The sequence below is a fragment of the Rhizobium sp. BK049 genome, assembly GCF_014193135.1.
In the GTDB taxonomy this organism is placed as follows: Bacteria; Pseudomonadota; Alphaproteobacteria; order Rhizobiales; family Rhizobiaceae; genus Rhizobium.
Genome location: NZ_JACHYV010000004.1, coordinates 268,266 through 279,954, shown reverse-complemented (window position 1 = coordinate 279,954; position 11,689 = coordinate 268,266). Strand labels below are relative to the sequence as shown.

Genomic DNA, 11,689 nt, shown 5'->3' with positions numbered 1-11,689 from the left:
CTGTGTATCAGCGGAAGCCGCATCCGTTTGCAGATACAGCCTACCGGCAAGTGGCCAGAAAAGCGCGAATTGCTGCAGAGATATTGCCGAGATGGAGGAGGGGCGCATGTCCTTGCCCTCCGGCGGTATGAAGGACCAATCCGGGATGCAGTCGGGCCATTTCGTTCACTGTTTCCTGCGACAGCAGCGGTGAATTTTCACCGCGGATCAACATCAGCGGAAAGCGGCTCAGGCTTTCGAATTGTGCCCACAGATCGGGCAGCGGCTGGCTGAAATCGATCGATCTCAGTGCCTCGGCGATAGCCGGATCGAAGTCGGCGACCGGCCTTCCGCCGACGTCGCGATATAGCGCAAGCGCCATTTCGCGCCAGTCCTCGCCCGTAAGCGCAGTAAACGAGGCGCCATGATTCACCTGCAATATATCGGCCGCCTCTTTCCAGTCGGCCGGCTTCCTGCCGTTGAGGTAGTCGCGAATGAGCGCCAGCCCTCCTGCCTCGATCGCCGGTCCGATATCGTTCAGGACCACGGCTTCGAGAAGATCCGGCCGTGCCGCCGCGATCAAGTGCAGGATCAGGCCGCCGCGCGACGTGCCGATGAAAACCGCCCGCTCGATGCCGAATGCCGTGCAGGCGGCGATGATGTCGCCGGTCTCGACAGCGAGATTGTAATTGGCCTTGTTCTCATCCCATGCGGAATTTCCGCGCCCGCGCGAATCGAGGGCGATCACTCTACGCGGGCCAGTTCTGTCGCGGCTGAGAAGCAGCGCAAGCGGATGAAAGTCCCGGGCATTGCGGCTCAGGCCGGGCAGGCAGATCACCGGCAGCCTTTCGGCGGCTGCGGCCCCGGGGGGCTGGTAGTCGCGGGCATAAAGCGTCAGCCCATCGCAAGAATGGTAAAATCGTTCCTGGAAACCGCCTGCATCCACGTCCGGCATCGCATTCCTCGAGACCTGTCTGATCTGGAAGGTGTAGAGCATGTGTCGCAAAAGTGTGCAGCGGTTTTGCGATAAAGACATGCGGAAAAACAAAGACCAGCCTGCTTTTCAAGCCGCGCCAAACGACTTCAGGAGGCGCCGCGTCCGCCGATCAGGTCGCGCTCGATATCCGTCGGCTGGCCGAGGCGGGCCTTGTAGACTTCATAATTCTCCATCACCCGCTGTACGTAATTGCGCGTCTCGGGGAAGGGGATGCGTTCGATCCAGTCGATGATTTCGTCGATCGGCCTGCCGCGTGGGTCGCCGTAGCGTCCGATCCATTCCGGCACGCGCTTCGGCCCGGCATTATAGGCGATGAAGGTGAGGATATAGGAGCCACCGAAGGCTTCGATCTGCTCGCCGAGATAATGCGCACCGAGGGTCGCATTGTAGCCCGCATCGGCCGTCAGCTTGTCCTTCGAAAAGGTGATGTTGTGGCGTTTGGCCACCGCCTGAGCTGTGCCGGGCAGAAGCTGCAGCAGGCCGCGTGCATTCGCTGCCGAAACGGCAGCCGGATTGAAGGCGCTTTCCTGCCGGGCAATGGCATAGGCGAGCGCCTTGCCGGAGCCGGAGATATTGGCATTCGGCGGGATTACGCCGACGGGAAAGGCGAGCGCGGCGACATCGATGCCTCGGCCATAGGCGATTTTGCCGACCTGCAGTGACAGATGATGATTGCCTGATTGCTCGGCCTGCGCCGCAAGGATCGCCAGTTCACCGGGACTTTGCAGCTGATCGGCGAGTGCGAGATAGAGGATGTCGGCCCGCCAACCGTGGCCGGCTGCCTCAAGCCGGGCGATTGCCTGCACGGCCTCGCGCGCCTGGAAACGCTGGCGGTCGGCTGCGCTCGGCGTGGGATAGCTGACGTTGAGCGTCTTGCGTCCAAGCCTTTCGGCAGCGAGCTGTCCATAGAAGGTGCCGGGAAAATTCGCGGCCTTGCCGTAGAATTCGCCGGAACTGCCGGGGCCGCCGGCCTCGGCTGCTCGCCCGAGCCAGTACCAGGCGCGCGACACCGAGATGGGACCGTTGGAAGTCGCCAGAATCTTGCGGAAATGCTTTTCCGCCGTTGTCGGGTCCTGCAGCCCGCGCAGCGCATACCATCCGGCATGGAATTCGGCCTCGACGATATCAGTCGGGCTGGTTGCCGCAGAGCTTGCGACGATGCGATAGGCCAGTCTGAATTGTCCCTGGTCGACGAGGCCGCGGCTGACGATCCGCTGCTCGTTCCACCATTCTCCGGAATTGACGAGTTCGCCCGGCTCGCGCGGCATCTTTTCCAGAAGCGCCGCCGCTTCGGCATATTTGTCCTGCCTGCGCAGATATTCGATGCGCGCGAACAGCAGGCCGGCATCGCCACGCCATTTCGCCTCGACGCTATTGAGCAGCGCGTCGGCATTGGCAGCTTTGGCGTCGACGGCGGCCCAGGCTTTGTAGAGGGACTGCGCCTCGCCCATGTCGCCGAAGCGCTTGGCCTGCGCCACCCGGCCACGATACATCAGATAGTCCATCCGCGCCTTGTGGTCGGCTGGCGTCAGCAGGGCGGAAAACTCGAGGAGGATCTTGTCTTCGCTCGCCTTGTCGAGCGCCTCGGTGCGCCAGACCGTGCGGATATATTTTGCTGCCTGCGCCTGCTTGCCTGTCGCAATCAGCGCCCGCCCGAGAATGATGGCGCCCTGCATCGTCTCCGGCGCGGTGTCGCCGAAGGCGGCGAGCACGGCTGACGGGTCGGGGTTTTCGTCGTAGAGCGCGCGTTCGGAATAGGCGCGCAGCCTGGAAAGGCCAGGCCATCCCTTGAGCTCCTGCGCAGCACTGGCGATTTGATAGGAGGGAACGCCCTTCAAGCCGGAGACGGCGATCGCCCAGGTGAGGATATGGCGATCGAGCGTATCCTCGCGCATGCTGTCGCGGATTGACAGAGCCAGTTGCGGGTTCTTGGCAGAAAGCGCGTCGAGTCCGGTTTTCAGATCATTGGCGACCGGCGCGACGGCCTGATTGCGCGGGATGGCGCCGGTTGTCAGCGCTTCCGGTATGGAGGTCTCTGGGACGAAGCCGATCGGCTTGACTTCAGGCGTCGGAATGCTTTCGCCGGGAAGCGGGGACGCAACGCTGCCCCACGCGGCGGCAACGAAGCCGAAGGCGGTCAGAATCAGGACAGCTTTCTTCATCCGGGATCTCGCAACGGAAAACACGCCCTGTTCATTTGGCTAGAGGCTTCTTAACGAAACCTTACCGTACCAGGTAAAATTCATTCACATCTGCTATCGGAATTTGCCCTAAACCGAACTCTCCGCGCTTGTCGCGATGATTTCAGCGCTTTATGGTGCGCAAAATATTCATGGAATGCGGCCGAAGCAAGGATTTGGTCGTGAGGAGCTTTGCATGTTCAATGGGTCCATTCCCGCCCTCGTCACCCCCTTCACCGATGCCGGACTGATCGACGAAGCGAGCTTCGCTGCCCATGTCGACTGGCAGATCAAGGAAGGCAGCAGCGGTCTCGTTCCGGTGGGAACGACCGGCGAATCGCCGACGCTGTCGCATGCCGAGCACAAGCAGGTCGTGGAACTCTGCATCGAAGTGGCGGCAAAACGCGTTCCGGTCATGGCCGGCGCCGGTTCGAACAATACGCGTGAGGCGGTCGAACTCGCCCAGCACGCCGAAAAGGTCGGCGCCGACGCCGTGCTCGTCGTCACGCCCTATTACAACAAGCCGACGCAGAAGGGGCTGATTGCGCATTTTTCTGCGATTGCCGAGGCCGTTGCCCTGCCGATCTATATCTACAATATTCCGGGCCGTTCGGTGATCGATATGACGCCCGAAACGATGGGTGCTCTCGTCAAGGCACATAGCAATATCGTCGGCGTCAAGGACGCGACGGGCAAGATCGAGCGTGTTTCCGAGCAGCGCATCACCTGCGGCAAGGATTTCAGGCAATTGTCCGGCGAGGACGCGACAGCCCTCGGTTTCAACGCCCATGGCGGCGTCGGCTGCATCTCGGTGACGGCCAATGTCGCCCCGCGCCTCTGCGCCGATTTTCAGGCCGCGACGTTGGCCGGTGAATACGCCCGCGCGCTCGAATATCAGGACCGCCTGATGCCGCTGCACAAGGCGATTTTCCTTGAGCCGGGTCTCTGCGGCGCCAAATACGGTCTCTCCAAGCTCGGCCGCATGAGCCGTAACGTCCGCTCGCCGCTGCTTTCGACGCTGGAGCCGGCAACCGAAGCAGCGATCGATGCCGCCATGCGTCATGCAGGATTGCTGAACTGAGGAGACCGGCCGCCTTCACAAGGCCGGCTCGTTCCCTTACATAAGGGGTAAGCAATGAGGGCGCGGCTTTTCGCGCCCCGAAGGGAATATCGTCATGGCCCCCAAAGGCAGCCAGCGCGTGGTGAACAAGGTCGTGGCCGAAAACCGCAAGGCCCGCTTCAACTACGAGATCATCGATACTTATGAGGCAGGTCTGGTGCTGAAGGGCACGGAGGTCAAGTCGTTGCGCGAAGGCAAGGCCAATATCGCCGAATCCTACGCGTCGGATGAGGACGGCGAGATCTGGCTGATCAATTCCTACCTGCCGGAATACCTGCAGGCGAACCGTTTCAATCACGAGCCGCGCCGGCGCCGCAAGCTGCTGCTGTCGGGCCGTGAAATCCATCGCCTGCGCTCCGCCGTCAACCGCGAAGGCATGACGCTGGTCCCGCTGAAGATCTATTTCAACGATCGGGGTCGGGCGAAGATGGAGCTGGCGCTCGCCAAGGGCAAAAAATTGCACGATAAGCGCGAATCCGAGAAGGAGCGCGACTGGAACCGGCAGAAGAGCCGCTTATTGAAGGATAACGGCTAACCCATCACGCCGCAGCCGATCGGCTCGCGACGCTTCGATTAGTCCCCGAAATCGCTGGCTGGGGCGACTTCGACCGGGCGCGGCGCCCGTTCCGCGGGATCGCGACCGATCTCAGCCTTCAGCGACAAGAGATCAATGAAATGGTCGGCCTGTCGGCGCAGATCGTCGGCGATCATCGGCGGCTGCGTCGCCATGGTCGAGATCACCGAGACTTTGCGACCTCTGCGTTGCAGCGCTTCGACGAGGTTCGTGAAGTCGCCGTCGCCGGAGAAGATGACGAGATGGTCGACGGTTTCCGACTGCTCCATGGCGTCGATCGCCAGCTCGATGTCCATGTTGCCCTTGATCTTCCGCCGGCCCATGGAGTCGGTGAATTCCTTGGCGGGCTTGGTGACGACTTTGTAGCCGTTATAGTCGAGCCAGTCGATCAGAGGACGGATCGATGAATATTCCTGGTCCTCGATCAACGCCGTATAATAGTAGGCGCGCAGGAGGTAGCCGCGTTTCTGGAATGCCTTCAAGAGCTTGCGGTAATCTATGTCGAAACCGAGGCTCTTGGATGCAGCGTAGAGGTTGGCGCCGTCAATGAAGAGTGCAATTTTTTCGCGTGGGTCAAACATCGCTTATCAATTCCAATGAGAGAAATCGAAATTCGCAGGGCATCAAATTGCAATAAATACAATGGCTTATTGTGATCCTTGATCTGATGCTTACTTTACCATCTATTCATATAAGAGAGATTTAGGGCACGATTCCGCATATTCCAAGCAACCTTTGGTGGAATTGTCACATTCTCCATGGAAATTTAGCTCGGCACCGGATAAAGACGAGGGGAGCCGGAACGAAAAACTTGTATTTGCCCGGTTTTAATTGTATCGGGCGTGCTAATCCCGAAATGACGACCATAAAGGACAGGCAATGGCCCGTGTCACAGTTGAAGATTGCATCGACAAGGTGGAGAACCGCTTCGAGCTGGTTCTGCTCGCCAGCCACCGCGCCCGGCTGATTTCCCAGGGTGCCTCGATCACCATCGATCGCGACAACGACAAGAATCCTGTCGTGGCGCTGCGCGAAATCGCCGACGAGACGCTTTCCCCCGATGATCTCAAGGAAGATCTGATCCATTCGCTGCAGAAGCATGTCGAAGTCGACGAGCCCGAGCCCGATCCGGCCAGCATGATCGCCGCCGGCGGCGCTGCTGCCGCCGATAGCGAGGAGCAGGATGACCTGCCGGAGACGATCACTTTCGACCAGATGTCGGAAGAAGAGCTGCTTGCCGGTATCGAGGGCCTCGTGCCGCCGGAAAAGAGCGACGATTATTAAGCGTCTCGACCGGATCTGAACCGGAAAAGAGCGACGATTACCAATCGTCAATCTTGCGCCTTTATTGCTTAGGCATATTATTGCCCATGTGTGCGCCAATCGTTGATTGGCGCGCTTTTATTTTTGTCGGAGTGGCTTTGGAATGATGCGGCAGTACGAGCTCGTGGAACGGGTTCAGCAATACAAGCCCGATGCCAATGAAGCACTGCTGAACAAGGCCTATGTTTACGCCATGCAGAAACATGGCCAACAGAAACGCGCGAGCGGCGACCCGTATATTTCCCATCCGCTCGAGGTCGCTGCCATCCTGACCGATATGCATCTCGATGAATCGACGATCGCGGTCGCCCTTCTGCACGACACGATCGAGGATACGACGGCGACGCGCGCCGAAATCGACGAACTCTTCGGTGAGGACATCGGCCGCCTGGTCGAGGGGCTGACGAAGATCAAGAAGCTCGATCTCGTCACCAAGAAGGCCAAGCAGGCGGAGAACCTGCGCAAGCTGCTGCTCGCCATATCAGATGACGTGCGGGTGCTGCTCGTCAAGCTCGCCGACCGCCTGCACAATATGCGTACCCTCGATCACATGTCGGCCGACAAGCGTGCCCGCATCTCCGAGGAGACGATGGAAATCTATGCGCCGCTCGCCGGCCGCATGGGCATGCAGGATATGCGCGAGGAACTCGAGGAGCTTTCCTTCCGGCACATGAACCCGGAGGCCTACGAGACCGTCACGAAAAGGCTGGAAGAGCTCTCCAAGCGCAACGAAGGCATCGTCAAGAAGATCGAGGCCGAATTGCGCGACCTGCTGGTCGCAAGCGGCCTGACGAGTGCCTATGTCAAGGGCCGGCAGAAGAAGCCCTATTCGGTCTTTCGCAAAATGCAGTCGAAGTCGCTCTCCTTCGAACAGCTTTCCGATGTCTACGGCTTCCGTCTGATCGTCGAGGACATTCCATCCTGTTACCGGGCGCTCGGCATCGTCCATACGCGCTGGCGCGTCGTGCCCGGCCGGTTCAAGGATTATATCTCGACGCCGAAGCAGAACGATTACCGTTCGCTCCACACCACCATCGTCGGCCCCTCCAGCCAGCGCATCGAGTTGCAGATCCGCACGAAGCGCATGCACGAAATCGCCGAGTTCGGCATCGCCGCCCACACGCTCTACAAGGATGGCGCCGCCAATGCCGATGGCGACATTCTTTCGCGCGAATCCAATGCCTATTCCTGGCTGCGCCATACGATCGAGGCGCTCGCCGAAGGTGACAGCCCGGAGGAATTCCTTGAGCACACCAAACTCGAACTCTTTCAGGATCAGGTCTTCTGCTTCACGCCGAAGGGCAAGCTGATTGCCCTGCCGCGTGGTGCCACCCCGATCGATTTCGCCTATGCGGTGCACACCAATATCGGTGACACGACGGTGGGCGCCAAGATCAACGGCCGCATCATGCCGCTGGTGACGCGGCTGGCGAATGGCGACGAGGTCGAGATTATCCGCTCCGGCGTGCAGGTTCCGCCGGCGGCGTGGGAAGAAATCGTCGTCACCGGCAAGGCGCGGGCTGCCATCCGCCGCGCCACCCGCATGGCGATCCGCAAGCAATATGCAGGCCTTGGCCACCGCATTCTCGAGCGCACCTTCAACCGGGCCGGCAAGATTTTCTCGCGCGAGGCGATGAAGCCGGCGCTGCACCGTCTGGGCCAGAAGGATGTCGAGGATGCAATCGCCGCCGTCGGTCGCGGCGAGATGTCCTCGCTCGACGTGCTGCGCGCCGTCTATCCTGATCACCAGGACGAGCGCGTCACCGTCAAGCCTTCCGGCGATGACGGCTGGTTCAACGTCCGCAGCGCCGCGGGCATGATCTTCAAGATTCCCGGAAAGGCTAAAACAGGGGCCGAAGGCGGCCATTCGGAACTTGATGCCGATGTCGATGTCGGCCCGATCCGCGGCCTGTCCGGCAATGTCGACGTCAAGTTCGCCTCGACCGGCGCCGTGCCCGGCGACCGCATCGTCGGCATCATGGATCAGAGCAAGGGCATTACCATCTATCCGATCCAGTCGCCGAGCCTGCAGCGTTTCGACGATCAACCCGATCGCTGGATCGACGTGCGCTGGGATCTCGACGAGGCCAACAAGTCGCGTTTCATGGCGCGTATCATGGTGAATGCATTGAATGAGCCCGGCACGCTTGCCAAGGTCGCCCAGACCGTGGCCGGGCTCGACGTCAATATTCGCATGCTGAACACGGTGCGCGTGGCAGCCGATTTCACCGAGATGATGCTCGAAGTCGAGGTGTGGGACCTGCGGCAGCTCAACCAGTTGCTCGCCCAGATGAAGGACCTGGATTGCATCGCCACGGTCCGGCGGCTCTATGAGTAGGCTTTTGTTAGGCCTGCCATGGAGCTGATCGACCAAAATGCACATTTTATGATCGGTCTGTACTCGCGACGGCGCAGCAATAAGGCAAGGAATGCATTGAGCGCATAGCTGTGTCCATGTTGCGGCGGTGGTAATTAACCTTTGCCGGGACTATCTTCTGGTCATCGGAAACGTAAACAGAAGATGAGACAAGGTAATGTTTGATCCTATCAGGAAAATCGCTCGCGCCTTTCGCGCGCCGACCACGCAGGAACGTGAAATGGCCTATCTGAACGGCTCGCTGGATCGTATCGATCTCGAGTTTCGTCAGCGTCAGGTCGATCGCGGTCTGTTCCGCAATCGCTGACACCGCCCTTATACTTTGTCGAGTGAGGGACGTTACGTATAATGAGCGCCCCTCGGCATGAAGATGCTCCTTTGCAAGAAAGATAAGGGGGCTGTTTCGGGCGGTACCATTTGCCGCTCTTGTCATGGTCCGGTGCACTGCACTAAATAGCGGCCATGTTGTTTCGCCGTCGCAAGCCTGCGGGTTTCAAGGAAAAGATGCGGGAGCTTCTATGGCCCCGAAAAGGTTTCCTTCGCCCGATCCGTTACCTGACAATGCGCATTCTGCGCCTGAGCGCTTCGCCGCATGCGGTTGCGGCCGGTGTTGCCGCCGGCGTCTTTGTCTCGTGGACGCCGTTCATTGGCGTGCATTTCGTCATGGCTTTCGTCATCACCTATTTCCTCTCCGGCAATATGGTGGCCGCGGCTCTCGGCTGCGCGGCCTTCGGCAATCCGCTGACCTATCCTTTCATCTGGGGTATCACCTGGGAAATCGGCCATCTGCTGCTCAGCCGTGAGGATCATCTGGCCGGTCAGGCGGTGGATCTCGCCGCGCTCTTTCACAAGCTGAACTTCACCGAATTGTGGAAGCCCGTGCTGGAGCCGATGTTGATCGGCGCCATCCCACCGGGAATCGTAACCGCCGTTGCGCTCTATGCGCTGACGTTCTACACCGTCAAAGGTTTTCAGGCCCGCCGCCGCACGCGACTGCTGGAGCGGGCACGTCTGCGCCTGGCGGGTACGGCCAGCGACATGCCGAGCGTATGAACCGGTACAGAATTCTTGAGCGACGGAAGGTTCCGGCATGATCATCGGCATTGGCAGCGATCTGATCGACATTCGTCGTGTCGAGAGATCGATCGAGCGCTTCGGCGAGCGCTTCACTCATCGCTGCTTCACCGAGATCGAGCGCGCCCGTTCCGACCGCCGGGCAAACCGCGCCGCATCCTATGCCAAGCGTTTCGCCGCCAAGGAGGCCTGCTCGAAGGCGCTCGGCACCGGCATAGCCCAGGGCGTCTTCTGGAAGGACATGGGCGTCGTCAACCTGCCGAGCGGCAAGCCGACCATGCAACTGACCGGTACCGCCGCCGCGCTCCTGGAAGCGATGCTGCCCGCGGGCCATAGACCCGCCATTCATTTGACAATAACCGATGATTATCCCTTGGCGCAGGCCTTCGTTATCATCGAGGCGTTGCCCGAAAGGCCATGATGGCGACCCCGGGGAGCGTTTCAACGGGACCCCGGGAGGGTTTGGTAGCGACCGCAGAAGCGTTTCAACGCGACCTCTCGTCGCTTTTCATGTTGTCGCCATTGCCGCAACCGGCCGAAGCCGCTAGAGAGAACGGCAGAAAGAATTGCGCCTTTACGGCGTCTTGAAGGAATAAGACTGCGTGTCCGAAAAAGTCGATACCAAGCCGAACGCCCTCTGGGAAAACATCAAGGTCATCATTCAGGCGCTGATTTTGGCGATGGTGATCAGAACCGTGCTGTTCCAGCCCTTTACCATTCCGTCCGGTTCAATGATGCCGACGCTGCTCGTCGGCGATTATATCTTCGTCAATAAGTTCGCTTACGGCTATTCGAAGTATTCGCTGCCCTTCTCGCCTGATCTCTTCAGCGGCCGCATCTTCGGCTCCGATCCGAAGCGCGGCGATATCGTCGTCTTCCGCTTCCCGCCGAATCCCGATGTCGATTATATCAAGCGCTGCATCGGCCTGCCCGGCGACCATATCCAGGTCACCGACGGTGTCCTCTACGTCAACGGCAAGCCGGTTCCGAAGGTGGCGGATGGCAGTTTCACTTCGGACTACAAGCTCGATCCGGGCGAGGACGTACCGGTCTTCCGCGAAACCCTGGATAACGGCAAGACTTACGACACGCTCGACCAGTCGCCGGTCTCGCGCGGCGACAACACCCGTGAGTTCATCGTGCCGGAAGGCCATTATTTCATGATGGGCGACAACCGCGACAACTCGCTCGACAGCCGCTTCGACGTCGGCTTCGTGCCGGCTGAAAATCTTGTCGGTCGCGCCAGCGTCATCTTCTTCTCGCTCGGCAACGACACGTCTTTCCGCGAAATCTGGAAGTGGCCGACCAACATGCGCTGGGACCGCCTTTTCAAGGTCGTTGAATGAGTAAGGCGCAGACGCTTTCTGCGGCGGACCGCGCAAAGCTCGAAAGCCTGATCGGCCATGACTTCGCCGAAAAGGCACGCCTGGACCGGGCACTGACCCATGCCAGCGCCCGTACCGAAAAGGGCGGCAACTACGAACGGCTGGAGTTTCTCGGCGACAGGGTCCTCGGGCTCTGCATCGCCGAGCTTCTGTTCCGCACCTTCGGCACGGCCGGGGAAGGCGAGCTCTCGGTTCGCCTCAACCAGCTCGTCAGCGCCGAAACCTGTGCAGCGGTCGCCGACGAACTCAATCTCCACCTTTATATCCGCACCGGCGCCGATGTGAAGAAATTGACCGGCAAGCGCATGATGAATGTGCGCGCCGATGTCGTCGAGAGCCTGATCGCCGCGATCTATCTCGATGGCGGTCTCGAAGTCGCCCGCCGGTTCATCCTGCGCTATTGGCAGGGCAGGGCGGTCAGGGCCGACGGCGCCAAGCGCGACGCCAAGACCGAGCTGCAGGAATGGTCACACGCGAAATTCGGCGTCACACCGATCTATCGGGTTGATGAACGCAGCGGACCGGATCATGATCCGCGCTTCAAGGTGACGGTAGAAGTTGCTGGCATAAAGCCGGAAACCGGCGTAGAGCGGTCGAAGCGTGCCGCCGAACAGGTTGCGGCGACCAAGATGCTCGAGCGTGAAGGCATTTGGCAGCAATCGTCTGCCGGAAACTGACGG

General features: G+C 60.1%; 12 protein-coding genes. 9 read left to right on the top strand and 3 right to left on the bottom strand.

Translation table 11 applies throughout. The features are described from left to right. Window positions 1-40 precede the first annotated feature (40 nt). Complete coding sequence (locus FHT70_RS06570) at window positions 41-934, bottom strand: alpha/beta hydrolase (protein ID WP_183699658.1); 894 nt, start codon at window positions 932-934, stop codon at window positions 41-43. A gap of 128 nt (window positions 935-1,062) precedes the next feature. Then, window positions 1,063-3,138: a lytic transglycosylase domain-containing protein gene (locus FHT70_RS06565; protein ID WP_183699656.1), complete on the bottom strand. Its 2,076-nt coding sequence runs from the start codon at window positions 3,136-3,138 to the stop codon at window positions 1,063-1,065. Window positions 3,139-3,352: 214 nt separating this feature from the next. Here FHT70_RS06565 and dapA point away from each other — a divergent pair, with 214 nt between their 5' ends. Together dapA and smpB are read left to right on the top strand one after the other, a co-directional pair. After that, window positions 3,353-4,237 (top strand): 4-hydroxy-tetrahydrodipicolinate synthase, encoded by an 885-nt coding sequence (gene dapA / locus FHT70_RS06560; protein ID WP_085777587.1) that lies wholly within the window; start codon window positions 3,353-3,355, stop codon window positions 4,235-4,237. Window positions 4,238-4,331: 94 nt separating this feature from the next. Then, window positions 4,332-4,811, top strand: a complete 480-nt coding sequence (smpB, locus tag FHT70_RS06555) for an SsrA-binding protein SmpB (RefSeq protein WP_004675044.1) — start codon at window positions 4,332-4,334, stop codon at window positions 4,809-4,811. Between the two features lie 38 nt (window positions 4,812-4,849). Here smpB and FHT70_RS06550 read toward each other — a convergent pair whose 3' ends face one another. Beyond that, window positions 4,850-5,431, bottom strand: a complete 582-nt coding sequence (locus FHT70_RS06550; protein ID WP_085777588.1) for an NYN domain-containing protein — start codon at window positions 5,429-5,431, stop codon at window positions 4,850-4,852. Between the two features lie 298 nt (window positions 5,432-5,729). Here FHT70_RS06550 and rpoZ point away from each other — a divergent pair, with 298 nt between their 5' ends. From rpoZ to rnc, 7 genes are all read left to right on the top strand, one after another. After that, window positions 5,730-6,134, top strand: coding sequence for a DNA-directed RNA polymerase subunit omega (rpoZ, locus tag FHT70_RS06545; RefSeq protein ID WP_011424719.1), 405 nt, complete (start codon window positions 5,730-5,732; stop codon window positions 6,132-6,134). A gap of 142 nt (window positions 6,135-6,276) precedes the next feature. Beyond that, entirely contained in the window at window positions 6,277-8,511 is a 2,235-nt protein-coding gene (locus tag FHT70_RS06540) for a bifunctional (p)ppGpp synthetase/guanosine-3',5'-bis(diphosphate) 3'-pyrophosphohydrolase (protein ID WP_183699655.1), read from the top strand. A 196-nt stretch (window positions 8,512-8,707) separates the two neighbouring features. Next, the gene (locus tag FHT70_RS06535; protein ID WP_064706756.1) at window positions 8,708-8,857 is read left to right on the top strand and encodes a DUF3563 family protein; all 150 of its coding nucleotides are present in this window, start codon (window positions 8,708-8,710) and stop codon (window positions 8,855-8,857) included. Window positions 8,858-9,012: 155 nt separating this feature from the next. Further along, on the top strand, window positions 9,013-9,603 hold the full coding sequence (locus FHT70_RS06530; RefSeq protein WP_183699653.1) for a DUF2062 domain-containing protein: 591 nt from the start codon (window positions 9,013-9,015) through the stop codon (window positions 9,601-9,603). Window positions 9,604-9,640: 37 nt separating this feature from the next. Continuing rightward, window positions 9,641-10,045, top strand: a complete 405-nt coding sequence (acpS, locus tag FHT70_RS06525) for a holo-ACP synthase (protein WP_183699651.1) — start codon at window positions 9,641-9,643, stop codon at window positions 10,043-10,045. 181 nt (window positions 10,046-10,226) lie between these two features. Next, window positions 10,227-10,970 (top strand): signal peptidase I, encoded by a 744-nt coding sequence (gene lepB / locus FHT70_RS06520; RefSeq protein WP_064801523.1) that lies wholly within the window; start codon window positions 10,227-10,229, stop codon window positions 10,968-10,970. Continuing rightward, window positions 10,967-11,686: a ribonuclease III gene (rnc, locus tag FHT70_RS06515; protein WP_085777592.1), complete on the top strand. Its 720-nt coding sequence runs from the start codon at window positions 10,967-10,969 to the stop codon at window positions 11,684-11,686. The genes lepB and rnc overlap by 4 nt, the downstream gene beginning before the upstream one ends. Window positions 11,687-11,689: the final 3 nt, after the last annotated feature.

Coding starts and splice junctions, on each gene's coding strand:
- rpoZ (WP_011424719.1), top strand. CDS start 5,730: ATGGCCCGTGTCACAGTTGAAGATTGCATCGACAAGGTGGAGAACCGC.
- FHT70_RS06550 (WP_085777588.1), bottom strand. CDS start 5,431: ATGTTTGACCCACGCGAAAAAATTGCACTCTTCATTGACGGCGCCAAC.
- acpS (WP_183699651.1), top strand. CDS start 9,641: ATGATCATCGGCATTGGCAGCGATCTGATCGACATTCGTCGTGTCGAG.
- rnc (WP_085777592.1), top strand. CDS start 10,967: ATGAGTAAGGCGCAGACGCTTTCTGCGGCGGACCGCGCAAAGCTCGAA.
- FHT70_RS06570 (WP_183699658.1), bottom strand. CDS start 934: ATGCCGGACGTGGATGCAGGCGGTTTCCAGGAACGATTTTACCATTCT.
- FHT70_RS06535 (WP_064706756.1), top strand. CDS start 8,708: ATGTTTGATCCTATCAGGAAAATCGCTCGCGCCTTTCGCGCGCCGACC.
- FHT70_RS06565 (WP_183699656.1), bottom strand. CDS start 3,138: ATGAAGAAAGCTGTCCTGATTCTGACCGCCTTCGGCTTCGTTGCCGCC.
- smpB (WP_004675044.1), top strand. CDS start 4,332: ATGGCCCCCAAAGGCAGCCAGCGCGTGGTGAACAAGGTCGTGGCCGAA.
- FHT70_RS06530 (WP_183699653.1), top strand. CDS start 9,013: ATGTTGTTTCGCCGTCGCAAGCCTGCGGGTTTCAAGGAAAAGATGCGG.
- dapA (WP_085777587.1), top strand. CDS start 3,353: ATGTTCAATGGGTCCATTCCCGCCCTCGTCACCCCCTTCACCGATGCC.
- FHT70_RS06540 (WP_183699655.1), top strand. CDS start 6,277: ATGATGCGGCAGTACGAGCTCGTGGAACGGGTTCAGCAATACAAGCCC.